Below are 23,357 nucleotides of genomic sequence, written 5' to 3' on the forward strand. Positions count from 1 at the left end.
AATTACAAGTTTTGATTTGTATTCCCTCTATCATTACCGATGTTCTTTCCCCAAAAAACATGCTAGAATGTATTAATCTCAAAAAGTAAATGTAATGGTAGGGATCCTGTTTAAAAAATTATTTTATCAAGTTTTATTAACAATGATTGTTTAAAACACTGTTTATCAGCATTTAGGATGCTTTTTGTGCTTAAGCTTATCAATTAGATGTGATAAGAAAAGGAAGTGGTTTTATTGTTGTTGTCTTATTTTGGGTTTATTCGAGATTCCTTTGACTCGTCTCTAGTGAAGGATAAATTTTGTCGCTAAAAACGTTTTAAAATAAAAAAGCTGCTTCTAATAAAAGAAACAGCTTTGGGTGGTCCCACTTGGGCTCGAACCAAGGACCCCCTGATTATGAGTCAGGTGCTCTAACCAGCTGAGCTATGGGACCTAAAACGGAGCGCAAATTTAAGTAATTGCATCAAACACGCCAAATATTTTTAAGATTTAATTTATCTCTTGACAAAGCTCTACTAAAACGCCATTTGTGGTTTTAGGATGTATAAACGCAACAAGCTTATTATCAGCTCCTTTTTTTGGAGTTTTATTGATCAATTGAAATCCTTCTTTTTCTAATCTTTTTAATTCTTGTTCAATATCATCTACATCAAAAGCGATATGATGGATACCTTCACCTTTTTTAGAAATAAACTTTCCTATAGGTCCATCTTCCTTAGTGCTAGCAACAAGCTCGATTTTATTTTCTCCTACTCTAAAAAATGAAGTAATTACTGCTTCGCTTTCTACAGTTTCTTGTTTGTACGGAGGAACACCTAGTAGTTGCTCATATAACGTATTGGCTTGGTCAATATCTTTTACTGCAATTCCGATATGTTCTATTTTATTAATATGATTCATGAGATGTTTTATTACTAAAAAGTAAAAGTACAAAATAGGGATAAGTAAAGAATTTTATAACGAAAGAAAATTAATAATATCATTTATCCTTTGGATTCGCTGGCAAAGAAAATTAATATTTTTTTCTTTCAGTGAAGAATAAAAATCAAGCATAGCATAGCGACCGTTTATTTTTATTCTGAAAATGAGGTAAAAAAAGAATGTTTTATCCCAGTAAATCCAAAGGATAAATGGTATAACTCACATAATTACCTATTTTTGTGGTCATGGAAACAAACAGACAGAAAAAAATAGGTGGAGTATTACAACGCGATGTCGCTGATGTAATACAACATGCGTTACGTGAAGCGGGAGTACAGGGGATTTTAGTTTCTGTTACTAAGGTAAGTGTGACGACGGATTTATCGATTGCGAAAGTATATATGAGCGTTTTTCCTCATAATGAAGGAGAAAAAGTCTTGATGGAAGTAAATGCGGTAAAATCACAGATCAAACATCAAGTAGCTCAGCGAACGAAAAACCAGCTTCGTCGTATGCCAGAATTGTCTTATTTTATAGATGATTCTTTAGAATATATAGATAATATAGATAAAGCGATAAAAGGCAAAGAAAATCCATTAGCAAATCCTGATTTATTACCACGTCGCAAGAAGAAGTGAAATTTTATAGTTTTTGAAAAATAATAAAGAGGTAATAGTCCTTTATTGTTTTATCTTTATTCAAAAAATTAAATTTATTTAGATTCGTAGTTAACGATTTGAAATTTTCCTACTACATCGCTAAGCGTTATTTATTTTCTCCTGGTAGCAGTAATGCAATCAATATTATTGCGGGTATTGCAGCAGCAGGAGTAGTAATTGGTGCTATGGCATTATTTCTGGTATTATGTGGTTTTGCTGGACTGAAGGATTTTAGTTTGCAGTTTTCTTCTTATTTTGACCCAGATCTGAAGGTTTTTCCACTTGCTGGAAAAACATTTACTTTTACGGATGCTCAAAAAGAAAAACTAACTAATTTAGAAGGTGTTGTTAGCTTTTCTGAAATTATAGAAGAACGCGTGTTCTTGGGGTTTAAGGACAAACAAAAAACAGGTTTTATAAAAGGTGTTGATGCTAATTATAAAAATGTTATTCAAACCGATAGTATTGTGTTTGCCGGAGAATGGTTGACAGGTAATGACGCGCAAGTGGTTGCAGGATATGGGATTAGTAGAGAGTTAGGTATGGGGGTAGAACAGATATATACTAATTTTTTAAATATATATGTTCCTAAACCTGGAAAAGGAATTCCCAAAGACCCATCTAAGGCTTTTAGAAAAAAAGCCGTTGTTAACACTGGGATTTACACAGTAAATGAAGATCTAGATAAAAAATATGTTTTTTCTACCATCGGATTGACAAGAGATTTATTAAAATTGTCTGATGATGTTATAACAAATATAGAACTTAAGCTATCTCCTGATGCAGATGAAGGTGATATTAAAGAGCAATTAGAAATTCTTTTTGAGAATCAGGTTATTATAAAAAACCGAATACAGCTTAATGATACCTTATATAAAATGCTCAATACTGAGAATTTGGCATCATATCTGGTGATAACATTGATAGCCATTATTGCATTATTTAATGTTGCTGGAGCAATTATAATGATGATCATCGATAAAAAGAACAACATCAAAACATTGTACAACTTGGGTGCTGCACTGCCAAGAATCCGAAAAATATTTTTATTTCAAGGATCATTAATGACTATTTTAGGAGCATTATTAGGTCTTTTTTTAGGCTTTATACTGATTGTATGTCAACAGCAGTTTGGGTTGCTCATGATCACACCTTCTTTGCCTTATCCTACCAAGATTACTGTGACTAGTTTTATTATAGTATTTCTAACGATTACAGTAATTGGTATTGTAGCTTCACTATTAGCGTCCAGTAGAATTAATCAGAAGTTAGTGAGTTTTTAACCATAGTTGGGGTTTACACAAACTCAAATCCGCTAAACTTTTCCTGAATTTCATTAAACGTATCAAAAACGTCTATAGAATGATCACTGGTAACCATTTTCATGCGGTATTCTTTAAAGTGCGGAATCCCTTTAAAGTAGTTAGTATAATGTCTACGGGTTTCGAAAACACCTAGTTTTTCTCCTTTCCAATCAATAGCCATTTCCAGATGTCTGCGTGCAGCAATGACACGTTCTTCTATGGTAGGAGGTGGTAGGTGTTCTCCAGTTTCAAAAAAATGTTTTACTTCCTTAAAAAACCATGGATATCCTATACTGGCACGACCAATCATAGCGCCATCCAGTCCATATTGATCACGCATTTCCATTGCACGTTCGGGACTATCTACATCACCATTACCAAAAACAGGAATATGCATTCTCGGGTTATTTTTTACGGCTGCAATAGGTTTCCAATCTGCATTACCTTTATACATTTGAGCACGTGTACGACCATGGATGGCAATAGCTTTTGCTCCTACATCTTGCAATCGTTCTGCAACTTCTACAATTTTTATGGAATCATGATCCCAACCTAATCTTGTTTTTACTGTAACTGGTAGCTTAGTATGTTCTACCATTGCTTTGGTAAGAGACACCATAAGGTCAATATCCTTAAGAATACCAGCTCCTGCACCTTTGCTTACTACTTTTTTAACAGGACACCCAAAGTTTATATCTATGATATCAGGCCCAGATGCTTCTACAATTTCTATAGATTTAAGCATAGAATCTAGGTTAGCTCCAAAAATCTGGATTCCTACTGGACGTTCCTTTTCATAAATATCCAATTTCATAACACTTTTAGCCGCATCACGAATGAGTCCTTCACTGGATATAAATTCTGTATACACCACATCAGCTCCTTGTTCTTTGCATAATGCACGAAAAGGTGGATCACTTACATCTTCCATAGGTGCTAATAGCAATGGAAATTCTCCTACATCTATGTCTCCAATCTTTGCCACAATCTCTCTTTGTTTGGTTATTTGTTACTAAATATGAGGCAAAAGTACGAATTATAGTGAATCTTCACGTTCTAAAACCTAACAGGTCTAAAAATGCTTAGATAGATGATATAAACCTTTTAAAATCGATTATATTTGCAAGTCATTACAGTAGTGGAAACTGCGTGAGGGATTGCAGAAGAAATCCCGCAGCCTGACAAAGGAAGTGCGAGGAATTGAAACGAAAAGCCCGACCCGCCCTAGGTGGGTCACGCCCCAGAAATTAATTGAAGAGATAGCATGAAAAATATAAGAAACTTTTGCATTATTGCGCATATTGATCACGGTAAGAGTACATTGGCGGATCGACTTTTGGATTTTACTGGATCCGTTACAGCTCGTGAAGCTCAGGCACAATTATTAGATAGTATGGATCTGGAGCGTGAGCGTGGGATTACGATTAAGAGTCACGCAATCCAGATGGAGTACACGTATAAAGGCGAAGAATATATCCTTAACCTTATTGATACTCCAGGACACGTAGATTTCTCATATGAGGTTTCTCGGTCTATTGCAGCTTGCGAAGGTGCTTTGTTGATAGTTGATGCAGCGCAAAGTATACAGGCGCAGACTATTTCTAATTTATATTTGGCTTTAGAAAATGATCTAGAGATTATTCCGGTATTAAATAAAGTAGATTTGCCAAGTGCAAATCCTGAAGAAGTGACTGATGATATCGTCGATCTTTTAGGATGTGATCCGGAAGAAGTAATTCCTGCAAGTGCTAAAACAGGGATTGGTATTGAGGAAATCCTGACGGCTATTATTGAAAGAGTTCCGGCTCCAAAAGGAAATCCTGATGAACCCTTACAGGCGTTGATTTTTGATTCTGTTTATAATTCTTTTAGAGGTGTAGAAACCTATTTTAAGGTAGTGAATGGCGAAATAAAAAAGGGGCAGCAAATTAAATTTGTTGCTACAGGAAAAAATTATTTTGCAGATGAAGTAGGAACATTGAAGCTTAATCAGGTTGTTAAACAATCTATTAAGACAGGTGATGTAGGATATCTAATTACTGGTATTAAAGATGCACGTGATGTGAAGGTAGGAGATACTATCACAGATGCTAAAACACCTACTCAGAATGCTATTGCAGGTTTTGAAGATGTAAAACCTATGGTATTTGCGGGTATTTATCCAGTAGATACAGAGGATTATGAGGAGCTTCGTTCTTCTATGGAAAAATTACAGCTTAATGATGCTTCTTTGGTTTTTGTGCCAGAGAGTTCGGCGGCTTTAGGCTTTGGTTTTCGTTGTGGGTTTTTAGGAATGCTACACATGGAAATCATCCAGGAGCGTCTGGAGCGAGAGTTTAATATGACTGTGATTACTACGGTACCTAACGTATCGTATCATGCATTTACTAACAAAAATCCAGATGAGATTATCATCGTAAATAATCCTTCAGATTTGCCTGAACCTTCTTCATTAAACCGGGTAGAGGAGCCTTATATTAAAGCTTCTATTATTACGAAATCCGATTTTGTAGGTTCTGTCATGTCTTTATGTATCGAAAAACGAGGTGAGATTACTAACCAAACATACTTAACTACGGAAAGAGTAGAACTTACCTTTGATATGCCATTGGCAGAAATCGTTTTTGATTTTTATGATCGACTTAAAACAGTGTCTAAAGGATATGCTTCTTTTGATTACGCTCCTATTGGTTTGCGTGAATCTAAATTAGTAAAAGTTGATCTATTACTTAATGGAAGCATTGTTGATGCCTTATCTGCTTTGTTACATAAGGATAACGCTTATGGAATTGGTAAAAAAATCTGTGAGAAATTAAAAGAGTTAATTCCACGTCAGCAATTTGATATTCCAATCCAGGCGGCTATTGGAGCAAAATTTATTGCTCGTGAAACAGTAAAAGCATTGCGTAAGGATGTTACTGCGAAGTGTTATGGTGGTGATATATCACGTAAGCGTAAGTTATTAGAAAAGCAAAAGAAAGGTAAAAAACGTATGCGTCAGGTTGGTAATGTGGAAATCCCTCAGGAAGCGTTTATGGCAGTACTGAAGTTGAATGATTAGTTTTAGTTAAGTAGGAAAAAACTTATATTAAGTTAGTAAATAAAGGTTAAAAAACACTTTTTTGAGGATTAAGTGTGATTCAATCCAATTTTTATATATATTTGTATTCAGATATAATGCCCTAAATTATTTTTTGTATCAAAACTTAACTAAATAACGATAATACAGTACGCTATGCAGAATTTTTTTACAAAGCAACCGATATATGTTTACTTTTTCATTATTTCCATTGTATTAGCTTGTATTTCGTAATTACAATGTTAGCTTCTTAAGAATTATACTAATCTTATAGGGAAATTTTAGAATTAAATAAGATTTGTCTTTTTTGCTTCAATCATTTTGGATAAGATGTGTTCTACACCATTCTCATCATTACTTTTCGTAGTATAATTTGCTATTGCCTTTACATTAGGATGTGCATTTTGCATCGCAAAACTATAGGTCGCCTGCGACATCATCTCTAGGTCATTATTATAGTCACCGAATACCATGGTTTCTTGAGTAGAAATATTTAGACTTTTCTGAAGGTTTTTGAGCGCGTGCCCTTTATTTGCATCATTATGAGATAAATCCAACCAGACTTTACCGGAAACTTTTACTTTTATTCTATTTTCTAGATGTTTCAGTGCTGGGTATAGATACTTTTCTGAACCTTTTTCATTACATATGGCAATTTTTAGATATTGATCATCTAGTACTTGAGATAAATCCTCTACAATCTCATATCTTCCATAGAATTCATTAAGCATATTTTCAAAATCTTTCCCATAATCTTCAATATATGCTCTTTTCCGACCACATAATATTACTTGAGACCCTTTTAAATCCTTTGTGATTTCTAATAATTCTAAATATGTTTCACGATTAATCTCAGTGGTTTGTAATTCCTTATCCTTATGCATTGTCAAGGCACCATTTTCTGCAATAACAATCATATCATCTTTGATAGTATTTAGTTTATGTATAATACTATAATATTGTCTTCCACTTGCAGCAACAAAAGTAACTCCTAGATCTCTTAATTCTTCGAATAGGTAATAGAAAGATTGACTAACTTCTCCTCTTGAATTAAGAAGTGTACCATCCATATCTGTTGCAACTAGTTTTATTTGAGATAAATCCATAAAGTCAAAATTTAAGATACAAAGGTATTGGAGTTAAAAAGAATATGCTTCGTTATTGATATAAAATTTGGGTTAAATAGACGTAGTGATTTTGAGTTTTATAACTTTTTTTTAGTAATAATCATATTGTATATACGACTTAACAAAGTATAACACTTTTTATAAACAATATAACATTTGTTGATCTTAAAGAGGGATGATTTTATGGTAAATTTAGGGGAATATTTAGTAATTTAAATTATTTATTAACCTTTATAAATTTATTAAAATGAAAAATTTAAAATCTTTAAAAGAATCATTATTATCCAAAGATCAGGGAAGCAGAGAGCTGACAACAGAAGAAAGGAAATCTATAAATGGTGGAACATTTAATACGCTAGAAGAATGTAAGGCTGGTTGTGGTGGTGATACAAGTGGTTGGGGATATTATACCTCTTCTGGATCTTGTGTGTATTATCCTGAATATGGTGGGTTTTGGGATTGTAAAGATAGCTAGAAATTAATAATAGAAATACTGATTAAATAAAATACGATCTTGATAAATAGGTCGTATTTTGTTTTAGGCGTAATTTGATTAGAGAAAATGATATGGTGACAGAAAGAACTTATTCTGAGCTTATTAATACTATTCAAGAACTGGTTAATGGGAATTCAATAAAGGTAATTGAATTAGATACAGTATTGCTTGTAGGAAGTAATCATAATATAAAAAATATTGATGAAGCTAGTAATAAAGATTCAGATATAGATATTATTGTTTTATCAGAAGTGGATCCTTTTCAAATTTATACTGTACATAACGGAGTAAAATTTGATATATCCATTGTTAATCAAAACGATATTATTAATTTGATTCTGGCAGCTTTTAATGGCTCACCTATGGCAGGTAAGATATTTTCTTCGAGTAGTCAATACACAATTATTAGAGATAGAAAAGGTGTTGGTTTGTCTTTTGTTAATATTATAGAAAAAGTCTATGGTATTTTCACTCAAGTGTGTTTACCAAATTATAATATAAATCATGTTTTTTTACACAATATATCTGCAAATCTTACAGATACTCGAAAACAAAATGCTTCAGAATCGTTTTTCGCTTACAATAGATTATCCAATCATCTGTTTGATTACATTTCAAAATTAATCTACCCTTTTCATACCAGTGGATCTTATAGGGGGAAAGTTTTTGAAAAATATATTAATGATTTTCATGAAAAAATAATCAAAAACACTAATGAAGAAGGTGTTTTTATAAACTCTATAATTGTTTACTATTGTAATAAATTTTCTCCAATTCTTCATAGTGATTATAAAGCAATAGCATATTCTTCGTCATTAGAAAAAGAAATTTTATCAGGTAATATAAACTCTTTTTATTTTGGACAGGACAATCTAATTTCAGAATCTACGGTTATATTTCTTCCAAAAGAAGAACTTCTGAAAAACAAAAATAGGTTTTCATATGAATTACTAGATTTATATAATATTATCCCTTTTCTTTTAAAAGATCAATTGGAGGCATATAATTTATTTTTAGTAATGATATCTAAGAGGTATTTTTCTTCGGATCTAAAAGAAAGAAAATATATACTGAGTTTAATTATTAATAGATTTGTAGAAGAAGGTTTTGGAAAAACAATTTCAACATCTTTAGAAGCAATATTGATTATAAAGACTTGTCAAGAAATCTCGAAAGAAAATGTTTTTATTGGTTTAGAGGGTTTTAAAGAATGGATGTTGGAATTAGACATTGTTGTTCCTTCTACAGAATATAGTAATGATTTACCTGAAAATATAGAGTATACACTTTCGACACTTTTTAAATATATAAATTGCAGTGATTTTGATAAAGAAAAAGAAATTAAAGTAGGTCACATATTTTTCGGAATTATGAGCGCTTTAAGAATACAAATTCAAGATCTTGATTTATGAAATTTTTCCAAAAAGAAATAAAGCTACAACCTTACTCCAGAGGTTTCCATTTAATTACAGATAAAATTCTATCAGAAATTCCGGAAATGAATCAAATTGTTATAGGACAATTACAAGTATTTATTAAACATACTTCAGCTAGTTTAACTATTAATGAAAATGCAGATTCAACGGTTCGGCAGGATTTTGAAAGTCATATGAATATAATGGTACCTGAAAATGCACCGTATTATATCCACACCTATGAAGGCTCTGACGATATGCCGGCACATATCAAAGCTTCCTTAATGGGTACTTCTGTGCAGATACCAATTACTAATGGAGAACTGAATCTTGGAACCTGGCAAGGAATTTATCTTTGTGAACATAGAAATGATGGAGGTTCTAGAAAACTGGTATTAACAGCTTTTGGTTCTTAAAACCAATTTGCCCAAGGAATTCTAGATAACATCAATAGCCAAGCTATTGTATAAAAAATTGCCAACATTTTAAGTTTTGGAGTAGAAGTAAGTTTCTTTTTATGTTTAGAATAACCAACAGTAATAAATACAACTGTTAATATCATTACCGTAGGATGTTCTACATTATATAATCGCAATAAAGGATCACCCATAATATCACTTACAGAAACACCATCGGTAAACCACATAATAGTTGGAGATACAAAGAATATAATAATTCCTATCAGAAGTTGTAGATGTGTTACGATTAGAGCGAAAAGTGATACTCTAAAATCTTTGGGAGCATATTCTCTCTTAGTAAAAAACCCGATTAAAGCGTTAATAGTAGCAAGAGTAACAACAAGAACAACTAAGTATGCCCAATAAGAGTGAACGATTTGTATAGCTTCGTACATAATGAAATGATGTGTTTAGTTTATCCAAAGGTAAACATAATGTATAAAAAAACCTCGCTCAATTTGAGCGAGGTTTTTGGTAAACTATAGTAAATTAGTTTTGTTAATTGAAGTTGTATCTTAAACCAATTTGCATTTGCCATCTTGATGACTGATTTCCGAAATCATCTACTTGTTCTACATCGTCTACTACATTTTGATTTAATTCGAAAGTAGGGATATTATCACCATCAATATCAACTATATCTAATAAATTTACTTCACTAGATATGAAGTTTCTTACTCCCCATTCTTTGTTTAATAAGTTTCCGAAGTTAAGGATATCAGCGGTTAATTGTAAACCGTGAGTTTGATTACCAACTTTCAATGAGAAATCCTGAACAAATCGAAGATCGAATATATGATTCCATGGTCCTCTGTCTCCATTTCTTTCAGCATATTGACCTCTTCTTTCACTTAAGTAATCATCATTCCCTATATAGTTATTAAATGCTTCCCATTGTGCAGCTTGCTCTTCAGTAGTACCTAAAAAACGAATTTCACTAGCATTGTTAGGAACATAAATTAATGCTCCATCATCAAAATCATCGTTTAATACTAATTGATTGTTTTCATTTCCATACGTATATGAGAATGGTCCAGCTTGAGATCCTTCATATACTACACCTATTGTTGTTTTGATATTATCATTCCATTTTAGCTCGTAAGAAACATTACTGATGATTCTATGACCAGCAGAGAAATTAGAGCGAGCCAAAACAGGTCTTGCATTTTTACCATTTACAGTAACCTGATTATTCCATTGAGAGCTATTTTGTGAAGAAGTAGCATCAAAAATATTTTTTGAATCACCGTAAGAATATGATATACTACCTTGGAAACCATTTTGGAAAGGTTTTGTAATAGTAACGGCTGCGTTATAAGAATATCCTTCTCCTGTATTAGAAGCAAGATAAATACCGGAACCATAGGTATTATCAATTCTGTCAAACAAATCATAACGTGGTCTATTATCAGGTCCGTTATTGAGAGTTTCTTCAGCGTCTTTTATATTTAGATTTTCATACTGTATTTGAGTAATATTATCTTGATATAATAGATCAACAGAACCAATTAATCCCCACCAAGGTAATTTTTGATCAACCGCAATGTTATACTTCATAATTTGAGGTAATTTCGTATCTGGTGCGAATAAGTCAATTTGTCCACCAAAATTCCCTGGACCAGATGCGATATGTCTTTGTTGAGTATTAACATCAGGGTTGAAAAAGATAGGATCGGTAAAATCTCTAGCGTCACTAACTCCTTGTGTTACCCCATTATTATTGTAAGTCCCTCCGGCCCATACTAATGGGACTCTAGAAGTAAAAATACCTAATCCTCCTCTTATTTGAGTTGTATTGTCTCCTTTTACATCCCAGTTAAAACCGATTCTAGGAGATATATGAGCTCTAGATTCAATTGCTTTTCCAACTCTAGCACCTTGTAAATCTTTTCCATTTGCTTCTAACAATGCTACTGTACGAGTGTTAAAGTCTTCATTAGCTAAACCTTCTTCCCAGAAAGGAACATCTACCCTCAATCCGGCAGTTACTTTAAGGTTGTCGGTTACTTGAACTTCATCTTGTACATAAAAACCTAAAACAAAACGTTGGAATTCTGCAGCACCTGTAGACTCGTCCCCAACTCCTCCTCCAGGAATTAATGAATAACTATAATCATACCTACTCACTGCTTCATTATTTAAAAAGGCATCTACTCCTGTAGTACCAGCACCACTATTATCAAAATATCTATAACGTCCAAAGTTATTTGGGAAGAACAAGTTTTTAGTTTTAGCAAATTCATTCTGCGTACCAATGGTTACTGTATGTCGTCCTGCATAAATACTAAAGTTATCAGCAAACGTAAATACATCTTGATCTAATAGGTTAGCTGTACTAAAACGTTCAGCACCAAAATTGATTCCACCATCTCCATCATCTAAAAATACAGTAGGAAATGGATTCCCGTCAGGATCTCTATCGTCTCTTACAATAGAATATCCTAAAATTAAATTGTTAGAATATTTATTTCCTATAGATGAGTTCCATTCTAAAGTAGTTGTATTGGATACACTTTCGAATAATTCAGAACCATTACTAAAGTTAATTGTTCCATTACTAGACCCTCTTCCTTCTAAGTTTTCAGACTTAACATAATTATTTTTGATAAAAATTTGATTATTATCATTTATGTTCCAGTCTAATCTTACTGTAAAAGTATTTCCTAATAGTGTAGAAGCGTTGTCATCATAATCTCCTACGTCGTAGTTATATCTGTCTAGTACGGTTTGTCTTAAGCTAGCAAGATCTTGAGCGCTAGAATTACCTCTATAATTAGAGATATTAAAAGGAGCAGGTGTCTCATTATCTATTCTTTCATAATTTGCAAAGAAGAATAATTTGTCTTTAATGATAGGTCCTCCAACTCTAAGGCCATAAGTTAAAGCTGTAAATTCACCCGTTTTTTCTCTTTCTTCATCTTCATCAACTAAATCAACTGGAGTTTTTCCAACAAAATCTTGGTTTTTGAAGAACGTGTAAGCAGATCCTTCCCAGTTATTTGTACCAGAACGTGTAATTGCATTAATAGCACCACCTGCAAATCCTGATTGTCTTACATCAAAAGGAGCGATGTTAACTTGAAATGATTCAATAGCATCAATAGAAAAAGGATTGATTCCTGTTTGTCCACCATTTGTACCTGATCCAGCAAGACCAAATACATCATTATTTACAGCTCCATCAATATATATACCATTAAATCGATTATTTTGACCAGCTATAGAAATAGAGAATCCATCATTACCCTCAGTTAATTGGGCTTGTGGTGTTACTCTTACAAATTCTGCTACAGATCTCGATGTATTAGGTAACGTATTAATATCTCTCTGTGATATTTTTGTTCCAGCACCAGTTTTATTAGAGTCAAAAATACCATTTCCGGTAGCGGTTATTACAACCTCTTCTAATTCACTAGTGGATTCTTCAAGTTGCGCACTAATTCTTTCAGATTGACCTAATTGAAGGTATAAACCATCTTTTACATACCCATTAAAACCAACATAAGTAATTGTTACTCTATAAGGTCCTCCAACACGCATATTTTGTATACGATAAAAACCATCAAAATCTGTTGTTGTAGCATAATTGGTACCTGTAGGACCGTGAACAGCTATTATAGTAGCACCAGGTAATGCACCTCCTTTATTGTCGGTGATCTTACCATTAATTGACGAAGTTGTTACACCTTGGGCAAACGTTTCTGCAAACGTTGCCAAAAGAATTACAACAAATAAAAATGTAATCTTTTTCATTATAATGAATTGAGTTAATTGTTTGGCGCAAAAGAACGAATCTTTGTGCAATCTAAGTTTATCTTAATGTTAAAATTTTTCACATAAAATTTTAACGGTTTTAAGGTAAGTCTATTTTGTATTCTATTGATTTGTAAACTATTGGAGATATTCAAAAGTTATTAACTAAAAAAGATTAACTCAAATACTTTTTTAACAGTGTTTCTGTTGACGAATCATGGTCAGAAATCTGCGAATTATCGATTTCACTCAAAATTTTTGTAGCTAATTGCTTACCTAATTCTACACCCCATTGGTCATAACTAAAAATATTCCAGATGACTCCTTGAACAAAAATTCGTTGTTCATACATGGATACCAATGCTCCTAAAGTTTTAGGAGTTAATTTGTTAATAAGTAAAGTGGTGGTTGGTTTATTACCGGTAAAGATTTTGAAAGGTACCAACTGTTTTAATTTATCTTTAGTAAGATTTTTAGATTTCAATTCTTCAATAACTTCAGTTTCAGTTTTTCCGTTCATTAAAGCTTCGGTCTGTGCAAAGAAATTAGCCATTAATTTATCCTGATGATCCTTGTCCCCAAATAGGGAATGTTTAAAACCTATAAATTCTGCAGGAATAAGTTTTGTGCCTTGATGAATTAACTGAAAAAATGCGTGCTGAGCATTTGTTCCTGGTTCACCCCAGATAATAGTTCCTGTTTGGTAATTAATAGGATCTCCATTACGATCTACACTTTTGCCATTACTTTCCATAATACCTTGTTGCAAATATGCAGGCAATCTATGAAGGTATTGAGAGTATGGAATAATAGCTTCACTCTCTGCACCAAAGAAATTGTTATACCATACACTAATCAATCCTAAGATAACAGGTATGTTTTCTTCGAAACTTGCAGTTTTGAAATGTTCATCCATTTCATGAGCACCTTCTAATAGAGATTCAAAGTTTTTATAACCTACGGATAAACTTATGGATAGTCCTACTGCGCTCCAGAGTGAAAAACGACCTCCAACCCAATCCCATAAAGGGAAAATATTAGATGAGTCAATACCAAATTTGGTTACATTTGGAATGTTACTAGATACAGCAACAAAATGTTTACTAACTGCTTCTAGAGAAGCCTGTTTGGTAAACCAGCCTCTGGCAGTAGTTGCATTGGATAATGTTTCCTGCGTAGAGAAAGTTTTGGAAACGACCACAAACAAAGTAGTTTCTGGGTCAAGATCTTTTAGGTTTTGATGCACGTGATCACCATCTACATTAGATATAAAATGTACTTTCAGGTGGTTTTTATAATGTTCTAAAGATTCTGTGATCATAGCTGGTCCAAGATCAGAACCGCCAATACCAATGTTTACAATATCTGTAAATGACTTATTTGTATATCCTTTTAATTCACCGGTGATCACCTTATCACAGAAGGTTTTTATTTTATTTTTTACAACAGATACTTCAGCTACTATATTTTTTCCTTCTGCATCAACAATATAACTTGATGGAGTTCTAAGAGCTGTATGAAGTACTGCTCTTTCTTCTGTTTCGTTTATGATTTCACCTTCAAAATAGCTTTTTATCGCTTTATCAAGTTGTACTTCTTTAGCAAGATCTATTAAAAGTTTTTTTGTTGTTTCATCAATTCTATTTTTAGAATAATCTACAAAAAAATCATTCCAATCTATAGAGAATATTTCTGCTCGATTTGGAGATTGCGCAAAAAGATCTTTTAAATGCGAGTCTTTTATATTCTCAAAATGGTTTTGTAAAGCTTCCCAAGCTTTTGTGGTGGTGGGATTAATAGTTGGTAATGCCATTAGGTTATAAAATTTCTTGTTTTGGTTTGAATATAATACTGTCTAATTTTGTTTTCATAGGTTCTATATGCTTATAAAACAACGGATGAAGGCTATCATTTAATGGTTTTGATGCCGGAAGGTCTTCTCTGAAAGGATCTACTTCTTTACCGTTTTTCCAAAAACGATAGCATACATGAGGTCCACTGGTGTTTCCTGTCATCCCGATGAATCCAATAACATCTCCCTGTCTTACATACTCACCTACTTTTACTGCTCTTCTACTCATATGAAGGTATTGTGTATCGTAGGTGGCATTGTGTCTGATTTTTACATATTTTCCGTTTCCTCCTTTACGCTCTGATTTGGTAACAGTACCATCTGCAGTTGCTAAGATGGGAGTTCCAACTGGAGCTGCAAAGTCTGTTCCGCGATGTGGCCTTATTTTATTGCCATAATATCGTATTCTTCGTTTAAGATTATATCTTGAGGAAATTCTGCTAAACTGAACAGGGGCTCTAAGAAAAGCTCTACGCAAATTGTTTGCTTCCTGATCGAAATAATCTGATGTCCCATTAATTGTGTCATCTTCGAATTGAAATGCATATATGGGTTTGCTTCGGTGTTCAAAATAAGAAGCTTTGATTTCACCAATTCCGGCAGGTATGGTATCATTTATATACTTCTCTGTATAAATAACTTTAAATTGATCTCCAGCCTGAAGTCTTGTAAAGTCTATGGTCCATGCATAAATGTCTGCCATTTTATAAGCAACAAGAAAGCTAAGATTCATATCATCAAAGGTTTGGGATAGATTACTTTCTATGGTTCCAGAAGCTATTCTTTCTACTATTTTTACTGGTTTTGCACTTTTTCTAGCAACAATACTATCTCTAAAATCTACAACGGTATAGTCGATAAGTCCATTTTGGTACACAAAAATTTGTGCTTGTTCTGTAGTATCTTTGGATTTAAAAACGGTATACGCTTTTCCTGCCATAATCCTAGCAACATTAAAGGTATCCTTAATTTTGTTTGAAATTTCAAATACTTTAGCTCTGGATATACCGTGACTATCTAATATGGCTCCAAAACTATCACCTGGGCGTACAGTGTCTCTAACTACCTTGAAGTTGTTAAGATCGAATCCAAATTCCTTAACGACAGGCGGCTCTTTTATTTCTTCAATTACCTTAGGGAGAACAACTTCTACTTCTTTCTTTTCTTGCTGACATGAAATCAATACTACTGCTAAAAGTAGTATGTAACCTAAATTCTTCAACTGACTTTATTTTGTGGTATTAAATTGATGGGTAACCCATTGTTGTCCCCAGTTTTCTTTTTCTTCTGCGCTCCAAAGATCAGGAAAAAATATAATCCTTTGGAAACTAGGGGGTAAAAACTTTTTCCAGTTGGTTCCTCCTGTGGCCAATACTTGACCTTTATCTCTATTGAGATACCTGTAGGCGGCACCCATATGCATTAATAACCAATTAATATTTACATTAGTGTCAAAAGTACGTAATGCATTAATAAGCTGTGCATTATTTTGTTCTTTTTCTGGAAGTTCCAAATATCTGTGATAAATAGTACTTTGTTTTACCTGATGTGCAATACGCATCATTCTAGGTGTGTATCTGTATTCGAATTGTTTTAATGTTAATGTTTTTTCACCAGTCTTGATATCAGTTGCGCCGGATTTCCAGTATAAGTGCTCGTATACTTCTTCTAGTGGGTCTTCTTCAGAAAACTGGCTTCTTTCTTTACTGTTAACCAGATTAGCTAAAGGAGTAGCATATATTTCTATCATTCTGAATTGTACTGATTGAAATCCACTAGCTGGTAATAAGGACATTCTATATTTTAGAAACTGTTCTTTATCCATTCCTTTGATCATGACATCAAAAGAGTCTATTAACACTCTAAAATATCTATTGATTCGGTCTAGTTTTTTTGTAAAGAACTCTGCGGTCTGTAATTTGTCATCAATGATCTGTTTTAGCTCATGAATAATTAACTTAAAGTAAAGCTCGGTGATTTGATGATATGTGATAAAAATCTCTTCATCAGGAAAATGTGTTCTTGGGATTTGTAGACTAAGTAAGGTGTCTAGATGTATATAATCCCAATACGTAAGATATCGGTCGTGTAGTAAACCGTCTAAATAGGATCCCAGATCCTGACCAGAATTTTTGAATTTTTTCTCGAGTTGTCTAATTTTTTCGGCAATCTCAGGTTTTATGGATTCGTCCATCAATCTATTACAATTTTAAGAGGATGTTTAAGTCCTTTATAGGCTATTAAATCTGCATTAATAGATCCTACAAGAATATCGGCTTTTATTCTAATTGGCATTCGATTATCATCATCGCTTACCCAAACTGTCAAGCTTTCCTCTTCCTTAAATACTCTTTCTGCTTGCACTATTGGGCGAAATTTTAAACAACGTATTTTATTACCATTCATCTTCACTGTTTCTCTTCCTAAAAAACGCAGTTTAAATAGGTAGTTTTCATTGTCAAAAAACATGTTAACTAATTGTTCATCTCCCTCTTTTAGCGAAGATACATCAATATTGTTTCTTAAATAATAAAAGGAAGACATCATATCTTGGATATTATCCTTGACAGTAAATGTTTCCTTTTTGTTGTACTTTTTATTGAATACTAGAGCTTTTTTGGTTTTATGATCAAAATTAATCTCAATATCTTTAGTGTGCCCTCCCTCATTAATCTTACGAATAAAACGATAAGGTTTAACTTCGTTTTTATCTACATATGTTTCATAATAGTCTTCTACCTTAAAAAACATGCTAAGAACTCCTGAGGATTTCCCTGTGCCTACAATGTGATGTACAGGCATTCCATTGAGTGTTTCATTCTTAACCTCTAAGGTGGCGTAACTAGCAGTAAAAATTCCATAACGAATTTTGAATTTAAACCATTCTCCATTCTCAAAAGAACTATGGATGTCTTGAGCAATAGAGGTAGTTGTAATAAAGATTAACAATAAAAGAATATATCTTTTCATAACTGTTTTGGGTATTGTTTTGTTCAACGTAAACATTACGATTAGTAATATTTACAATATCCATTCCAAAAATACTATTTAATATAAACAGATAAAAGGGGACAGTATTACTAAATTTTAAAAAAAGTAATAAAAAAAGAGAGCCACCACAGCTCTCTTTTACTTTTATTAACCAACTAAAAACTTAAATTATGAGAATAATTATTGTTTTTGGTATAAGCAGTAACCACTCCGCTTATAATACAAACATCCGCTTTTTTTGCATAATTATCAAACGAAAACGTTTTTTTATTATCATATTTAACAAAAATTTAGGCAGAAACAAATAATTTTTCAATAATCTCAATTTATTAACATATGATACATTAATTTTTCAAGGCTATTTTATATCATAAAGTTCCTCTTTGTTCTTGTTCTCTTTCTATCGCCTCAAAAAGAGCTTTAAAGTTACCTTTACCAAAAGATTGTGCGCCTTTTCTTTGTATTATTTCAAAAAACATGGTTGGACGGTCTAAAATAGGTTTGGTAAAAATCTGTAAAAGATATCCTTCATCATCACGGTCAATAAGAATTCCAAGCTCCTTTAATGGCTCAAGATCTTCATCGATTTCTCCAACTCTATCTAAAACAGTTTCATAGTAACTGGCAGGTACTGTTAGGAATTCTACTCCCCGATTATAAAGTGCCGTAACTGTTTCTATAATATTATCTGTTGCTAGTGCCATATGTTGTACACCTGCACCGTTATAAAAATCAATGTACTCTTCTATCTGAGATTTTTTTCTCCCTTCTGCTGGTTCATTTATAGGAAATTTTATTCTACCATTACCGTTACTCATTACTTTACTCATTAATGCAGTATATTCTGTAGAAATATCTTTGTCATCAAAAGATACAAGTTGTGCAAACCCCATTACTTTGGCATAAAATTCACACCATTTATTCATTTCATTCCAGCCAACATTTCCCACTATATGATCTATATATTTAAGCCCGTTGGATTCTGTTTTGTAGGGCTTATTCCAAGGTATATAACCAGGTAAGAATGCTCCGTGATAATTTTTTCTTTCTACGAAGACATGAACAGTTTCTCCATAAGTATGTATCCCAGAGAAAACTACTTTACCATCTTTATCTTCTTTTGCAGTAGGTTTCATATAAGATTCAGCACCACGTTTAACAGTTTCTTCATAACTTTTTGTAGCATCATCTACCCAAATCGCAACTACTTTCACACCATCACCGTGTGCATTAATGTGTCTGTTAATATCTCCATCCGGTTGCAGAGGAGACGTGAGAACTAAAGTGATTTTATCCTGTCTTAATACATAAGAAACTCGATCTTTAAGACCAGTTTCTAATCCGGCATATGCAATGGGTTGAAATCCCCAAGCTGTTTGATAATAATATGCAGCTTGTTTTGCGTTACCCACATATAGTTCTACATAATCAGTTCCTAAAAGAGGTAAAAAATCTTCTGCTTCAGGAATTATTTTTTCTAAATTCTGAGAGGTTATATTTGTTGACATTTTTTTAAAAATTAGATAATTATTAAATAAGATAATGGATTTATATTATTTCAAAAAGTAATTTTTTCTGAAATAAAACAAACTTACCACATGGCTCTTAGGTGCGCTGTAATATCTTTTCTATAATTCAACATTGATCTTTTTTTTAAACTTTATTAATTAATCTAACCAAGATTTATGGTAATCTTCATCGGCTATTTTCATCGCCTCTTTAGTTACCATAAGTGGCTTGAAAGTATCAACCATTACAGCCAGTTCGTCTGTTTTGGTTTTACCAATACTTCTTTCTACAGCTCCAGGATGTGGTCCATGAGGAATGCCGGCTGGATGTAAGGAAATATGACCTGCATCAATATCGTTTCTGCTCATAAAATCACCATCTACATAATAGAGTACTTCATCGCTATCGATATTGCTATGATTGTAAGGAGCCGGAATACTCTCAGGATGATAATCATATAGTCTTGGAACAAATGAACAAACTACAAATGCATCTGTTTCAAAAGTTTGATGTACCGGAGGTGGTTGATGTATTCTTCCTGTAATTGGTTCAAAGTCATGAATTGAGAATGCATAAGGAAAGCTGTATCCATCATAACCTACCACATCAAAAGGATGTGTAGCATAGATCATATCAAAGATCTCATCTTGTTTTTTTACTTTGATTAAGAAATCTCCTTTTTCATCATTATTTTCTAATTCATAAGGTGCTCTTAGATCTCGTTCACAAAAAGGTGAATGCTCTAGCAATTGTCCGAACCAGTTTCTATATCTTTTTGGTGTATAAATAGGTCTTCTGGATTCTACAATAAATAAACGATTATCTGTGGTATCAAAATCTAATTTATAGATGGTGCCTCTTGGTATTAAAATATAGTCTCCATATTTGAAGTCCAGATTTCCTAAGTGACTTCTAAATTTACCACTTCCGCGATGTATAAAAATTAATTCATCTGCATCGGTGTTCTTATAAAAATACCCTGAAGTAGATTCCTGAGGAGCAGATAAAATAATGCTTACATCACTATTGGTTAACACATTTTTTCTACTCTTTAAATAATCTTTCTCCGGCTTCACTTTAAAACCGTGAAGGCGGTAGGATTTAATATTGTTATTAATTGCAATTTCTGGAGCGACACTGTAACTTCCTTTAATTTCTTTTAATTGGGTAGGACGATGGTTGTGGTATGAATTGGTTGACATTCCATCAAAACCAATGGTTCCGAATAATTGTTCATAATACAGATTTCCGTCAGGTTTTCTGAATATAGTATGACGCTTAGGAGGTATTTTACCTAAAGAATGATAAAAAGGCATGATTTTTAAAGATTATGGTGTTAACTATTAGGTTTTTTAAAAAAAGTAATGCAATAGTAAACTCCTACCTTATTCCGGATTTCGTTTGATAAGGTAGTGTAGTAGCAATAATAAATCCTGCCAGTACAAGCTCATAATAATACAAATATCGTAAATATTTCGATCTTTTTAATAGTAAAACTTTTTAAAACCAAAAACCAACGCTAAAAAACCATTCTCCTTCCTTTTGTTCGGGAGAATATGAATATTTTACTTGCACAGGTCCGGCAAAAGTTTCCAAACCATATCCAAGCGCATATCCAGAATATTCTGGAGATTCTAACCATCCACCATTTTCAAATAATCTGTTGCCTACATTAGCATAATTTGCCGCAAGATTGATATGGTTTTTTGGAAATATTTCATAATCTAAAGTGATAGCTGCTTTTGCAAAACTATCTCCTACAATACTTAAAAAATCGTACCCATAAAAGGGAATGTTGTTATTGATCATTTTTGCACCAAAACCGCCAACAAAAAAATTAAGACTTCTAACGTTTTGTTCCTCCCAGCGGTTACCTGCACTTAACCCTAGATTAACTGAAGTTTTATCAAAAATCTTAAAAGCGTATCCAAAATCAGCCTTTGCAATAACAAAATTGCTGTTTTCACTATTAGGGTTATTGTCAAACAAATAATAATTAACATTTCCATCAAAGAAAAATCCGGAAGATGGGAAATATTTATTATTGTAGCTATCAAATTTTAAATAAGAAAAGGCACTCCAGTAATTACTGTTATCAAAAACAACTCTCGGGAGTTGATCTTCATCTTCTCCAATAGTTTCAGAAATAAGTCGGAATCTTCTATATTCTGCACCAAGACCTAAAGAAAAAGTTTGATTCAATAAAGTTTCTAGATAGAACTGAGTTTTAAAATCCAAATAATCCAGATTAATTTTATTGACTTCTATATCTGGTAAACTAAAATCTTCTCTGACTAGCTCATATTGTACATTTCTATTGAAACGATTGAGGCTGTTTTTTAGACCAATACTCCAGTAGAAACCTTTGTCTATATAATAGTCCAAATTATACCTGATATTGTCTCCCAATGCTACATCGAATGAAAGCACATCGTTATTGAAGAGTAAGCTTTTTTTTGTGAAATTTACTAATGCAGCTGTTTTGTATAGGTCATCATAATGAAGTGCTAGGCGCAATAACATAGTATTTTCTGATTCTTTAAGGTTAAGAACCAGTTCTTTTCCAAACTTCTTATCTACTAATCGATGACTTACCCTATCAAAATTACCAGTAGCAGATAAGTTATTAATTCCTTCATAGAGCTTTTTATAGGTGGTGGTTTTTGGGTTGTTTAGTTTTAGCTTTAATTTCCCCTTTACATAGGATCTTGTGTATCTCTGATTACCCGAAATAACTAAGCTATTGACAAGAAGTGTATCAGAGTTTTTAGAAACTTTAACGAATGGTTTTGGAGTTTTTTGGCGTCTTTTTATTTCTCTTAATTTTTCATAATTAGCGAATGCGGCTTTTTCTCCATTAGCAATTATTTTATCGGCCTGATCAAAAGATATTAATGAAAATTCCGAAATAGATGGTTTTATATACACATCAGTCTCAGGCATTTTGGTTTTCATCGCTTTAATAGTCCTGAAATTACTTATCTGTAACATGATGTTGGTTACAGAATTTAATTGATTTTTTGGTATCAAACTGTCTTGCACATCAATTCCGATTACGATTTCAGCTCCTTTTTTACGAATTTCTTCTATTGGATAATTGTTAGCAACACCTCCGTCGGTCATTAAAATACCATCTAATTCGATTGGACTAAAAATAGAAGGTAGTGCACCACTCGCAGAGACAGCTTCAGGTAAGTATCCCTTATCTAATAAGATTTGTTCCCCAGTAGCTATATTGGTAGACATGCAGAAAAAAGGAATAGGAAGCTTGCTGAAATCACTAACCTCGTGAACGTGAGAAGTTAATCGTGCAAATTCGTTAAAAAAATTTTGACCTTTTGATAATCCTTGTGGGAGTCCTATTTTGAAATCATCAAAAGGAAGTGTAAGTGCATATTTTTCAGAGTCCTCGCGTTCATAAAAAGTTTTAGCTTTTCTTGGTAAATCATCTTGTATAAGGACATCAAAATCTACAGCTCTGAAAATAGAATCTAGTTCTTTTGCAGTATATCCGGACGCATATAGAGAGCCTATTATTGCCCCCATACTTGTTCCTCCTATATAATCTATTCTAATTCCAGCTTCTTCAATAATTTTTAAAGCGCCAATATGTGCCAATCCTTTAGCTCCACCGCCACTTAAAACTAGCCCAACTTTGACATCTTGATCTTCCAGGTTTTTATGTGTTTCGAGGATATCGATATTTTGAGAAGATCCAGTTTTGGACGCAAAAAGTACCACCACCAATAACAGTATTTTTAGAACTTTATATGAGGTAGATTGCATAAGAAAT

At 32.9% G+C, this 23,357-nt stretch carries 18 protein-coding genes and 1 tRNA gene; 6 read left to right on the forward strand and 13 right to left on the reverse strand.

The window, feature by feature from the left end:
* Nucleotides 1-359 precede the first annotated feature (359 nt).
* Together Q0921_RS18360 and mce are read right to left on the reverse strand one after the other, a co-directional pair.
* Nucleotides 360-433, reverse strand: a tRNA-Ile gene (locus Q0921_RS18360).
* A gap of 56 nt (nucleotides 434-489) precedes the next feature.
* Nucleotides 490-891 carry a methylmalonyl-CoA epimerase gene (gene mce / locus Q0921_RS18365; protein WP_299259882.1) on the reverse strand — a complete coding sequence of 134 codons (402 nt, stop codon included), beginning with the start codon at nucleotides 889-891 and terminating at the stop codon, nucleotides 490-492.
* Nucleotides 892-1,166: 275 nt separating this feature from the next.
* Between mce and rbfA the strand changes: the two genes are divergently transcribed.
* Together rbfA and Q0921_RS18375 are read left to right on the forward strand one after the other, a co-directional pair.
* Complete coding sequence (gene rbfA / locus Q0921_RS18370) at nucleotides 1,167-1,559, forward strand: 30S ribosome-binding factor RbfA (RefSeq protein WP_299259454.1); 393 nt, start codon at nucleotides 1,167-1,169, stop codon at nucleotides 1,557-1,559.
* 98 nt (nucleotides 1,560-1,657) lie between these two features.
* The gene (locus Q0921_RS18375; RefSeq protein WP_299259456.1) at nucleotides 1,658-2,863 is read left to right on the forward strand and encodes an FtsX-like permease family protein; all 1,206 of its coding nucleotides are present in this window, start codon (nucleotides 1,658-1,660) and stop codon (nucleotides 2,861-2,863) included.
* A gap of 13 nt (nucleotides 2,864-2,876) precedes the next feature.
* On the opposite strand, the gene dusB is transcribed toward Q0921_RS18375, so the two are convergent.
* Nucleotides 2,877-3,869, reverse strand: a complete 993-nt coding sequence (gene dusB / locus Q0921_RS18380) for a tRNA dihydrouridine synthase DusB (protein ID WP_299259458.1) — start codon at nucleotides 3,867-3,869, stop codon at nucleotides 2,877-2,879.
* Between the two features lie 279 nt (nucleotides 3,870-4,148).
* Between dusB and lepA the strand changes: the two genes are divergently transcribed.
* Nucleotides 4,149-5,945 carry a translation elongation factor 4 gene (gene lepA / locus Q0921_RS18385; protein WP_299259460.1) on the forward strand — a complete coding sequence of 599 codons (1,797 nt, stop codon included), beginning with the start codon at nucleotides 4,149-4,151 and terminating at the stop codon, nucleotides 5,943-5,945.
* 305 nt (nucleotides 5,946-6,250) lie between these two features.
* On the opposite strand, the gene Q0921_RS18390 is transcribed toward lepA, so the two are convergent.
* Nucleotides 6,251-7,069, reverse strand: a complete 819-nt coding sequence (locus Q0921_RS18390) for an HAD family hydrolase (RefSeq protein WP_299259462.1) — start codon at nucleotides 7,067-7,069, stop codon at nucleotides 6,251-6,253.
* 268 nt (nucleotides 7,070-7,337) lie between these two features.
* Between Q0921_RS18390 and Q0921_RS18395 the strand changes: the two genes are divergently transcribed.
* From Q0921_RS18395 to Q0921_RS18405, 3 genes are all read left to right on the forward strand, one after another.
* Entirely contained in the window at nucleotides 7,338-7,565 is a 228-nt protein-coding gene (locus Q0921_RS18395) for a hypothetical protein (protein WP_299259464.1), read from the forward strand.
* 95 nt (nucleotides 7,566-7,660) lie between these two features.
* Nucleotides 7,661-8,998, forward strand: a complete 1,338-nt coding sequence (locus Q0921_RS18400) for a hypothetical protein (protein ID WP_299259465.1) — start codon at nucleotides 7,661-7,663, stop codon at nucleotides 8,996-8,998.
* Nucleotides 8,995-9,417 (forward strand): secondary thiamine-phosphate synthase enzyme YjbQ, encoded by a 423-nt coding sequence (locus Q0921_RS18405; RefSeq protein ID WP_299259466.1) that lies wholly within the window; start codon nucleotides 8,995-8,997, stop codon nucleotides 9,415-9,417. Before Q0921_RS18400 ends, Q0921_RS18405 begins: the two co-directional genes overlap by 4 nt.
* Here Q0921_RS18405 and Q0921_RS18410 read toward each other — a convergent pair.
* The 9 genes from Q0921_RS18410 to Q0921_RS18450 form a co-directional block, all read right to left on the reverse strand.
* A complete protein-coding gene (locus Q0921_RS18410; protein WP_299259468.1) occupies nucleotides 9,414-9,854 on the reverse strand; it encodes a hypothetical protein in 441 nt (146 codons plus the stop codon). The genes Q0921_RS18405 and Q0921_RS18410 overlap by 4 nt on opposite strands.
* Before the next feature lie 103 nt (nucleotides 9,855-9,957).
* Nucleotides 9,958-13,212: a TonB-dependent receptor gene (locus tag Q0921_RS18415; protein ID WP_299259470.1), complete on the reverse strand. Its 3,255-nt coding sequence runs from the start codon at nucleotides 13,210-13,212 to the stop codon at nucleotides 9,958-9,960.
* A 175-nt stretch (nucleotides 13,213-13,387) separates the two neighbouring features.
* On the reverse strand, nucleotides 13,388-15,025 hold the full coding sequence (gene pgi, locus Q0921_RS18420; protein ID WP_299259472.1) for a glucose-6-phosphate isomerase: 1,638 nt from the start codon (nucleotides 15,023-15,025) through the stop codon (nucleotides 13,388-13,390).
* A 4-nt stretch (nucleotides 15,026-15,029) separates the two neighbouring features.
* Entirely contained in the window at nucleotides 15,030-16,286 is a 1,257-nt protein-coding gene (locus tag Q0921_RS18425) for a peptidoglycan DD-metalloendopeptidase family protein (protein WP_299259474.1), read from the reverse strand.
* A gap of 6 nt (nucleotides 16,287-16,292) precedes the next feature.
* A complete protein-coding gene (locus tag Q0921_RS18430) occupies nucleotides 16,293-17,258 on the reverse strand; it encodes a tryptophan 2,3-dioxygenase family protein (RefSeq protein WP_299259477.1) in 966 nt (321 codons plus the stop codon).
* Nucleotides 17,258-18,034: a DUF3108 domain-containing protein gene (locus Q0921_RS18435; RefSeq protein ID WP_299259479.1), complete on the reverse strand. Its 777-nt coding sequence runs from the start codon at nucleotides 18,032-18,034 to the stop codon at nucleotides 17,258-17,260. Before Q0921_RS18435 ends, Q0921_RS18430 begins: the two co-directional genes overlap by 1 nt.
* A 389-nt stretch (nucleotides 18,035-18,423) precedes the next feature.
* A complete protein-coding gene (gene hppD, locus Q0921_RS18440; RefSeq protein WP_299259481.1) occupies nucleotides 18,424-19,563 on the reverse strand; it encodes a 4-hydroxyphenylpyruvate dioxygenase in 1,140 nt (379 codons plus the stop codon).
* Nucleotides 19,564-19,722: 159 nt separating this feature from the next.
* Nucleotides 19,723-20,880 carry a homogentisate 1,2-dioxygenase gene (locus Q0921_RS18445; protein ID WP_299259483.1) on the reverse strand — a complete coding sequence of 386 codons (1,158 nt, stop codon included), beginning with the start codon at nucleotides 20,878-20,880 and terminating at the stop codon, nucleotides 19,723-19,725.
* A 184-nt stretch (nucleotides 20,881-21,064) separates the two neighbouring features.
* A complete protein-coding gene (locus Q0921_RS18450; protein WP_299259485.1) occupies nucleotides 21,065-23,350 on the reverse strand; it encodes a patatin-like phospholipase family protein in 2,286 nt (761 codons plus the stop codon).
* Between the last annotated feature and the right edge of the window lie 7 nt (nucleotides 23,351-23,357).

It is taken from the genome of uncultured Aquimarina sp. (genome assembly GCF_947496855.1).
Classification (GTDB): domain Bacteria; phylum Bacteroidota; class Bacteroidia; order Flavobacteriales; family Flavobacteriaceae; genus Aquimarina.

Excerpts from the sequence above, each read along its gene's own strand:
- rbfA (WP_299259454.1), top strand. The coding sequence starts at position 1,167 with ATGGAAACAAACAGACAGAAAAAAATAGGTGGAGTATTACAACGCGAT.
- lepA (WP_299259460.1), top strand. The coding sequence starts at position 4,149 with ATGAAAAATATAAGAAACTTTTGCATTATTGCGCATATTGATCACGGT.
- Q0921_RS18390 (WP_299259462.1), bottom strand. The coding sequence starts at position 7,069 with ATGGATTTATCTCAAATAAAACTAGTTGCAACAGATATGGATGGTACA.
- Q0921_RS18395 (WP_299259464.1), top strand. The coding sequence starts at position 7,338 with ATGAAAAATTTAAAATCTTTAAAAGAATCATTATTATCCAAAGATCAG.
- Q0921_RS18405 (WP_299259466.1), top strand. The coding sequence starts at position 8,995 with ATGAAATTTTTCCAAAAAGAAATAAAGCTACAACCTTACTCCAGAGGT.
- Q0921_RS18410 (WP_299259468.1), bottom strand. The coding sequence starts at position 9,854 with ATGTACGAAGCTATACAAATCGTTCACTCTTATTGGGCATACTTAGTT.
- Q0921_RS18415 (WP_299259470.1), bottom strand. The coding sequence starts at position 13,212 with ATGAAAAAGATTACATTTTTATTTGTTGTAATTCTTTTGGCAACGTTT.
- pgi (WP_299259472.1), bottom strand. The coding sequence starts at position 15,025 with ATGGCATTACCAACTATTAATCCCACCACCACAAAAGCTTGGGAAGCT.
- Q0921_RS18430 (WP_299259477.1), bottom strand. The coding sequence starts at position 17,258 with ATGGACGAATCCATAAAACCTGAGATTGCCGAAAAAATTAGACAACTC.
- Q0921_RS18435 (WP_299259479.1), bottom strand. The coding sequence starts at position 18,034 with ATGAAAAGATATATTCTTTTATTGTTAATCTTTATTACAACTACCTCT.
- hppD (WP_299259481.1), bottom strand. The coding sequence starts at position 19,563 with ATGTCAACAAATATAACCTCTCAGAATTTAGAAAAAATAATTCCTGAA.
- Q0921_RS18445 (WP_299259483.1), bottom strand. The coding sequence starts at position 20,880 with ATGCCTTTTTATCATTCTTTAGGTAAAATACCTCCTAAGCGTCATACT.
- Q0921_RS18450 (WP_299259485.1), bottom strand. The coding sequence starts at position 23,350 with ATGCAATCTACCTCATATAAAGTTCTAAAAATACTGTTATTGGTGGTG.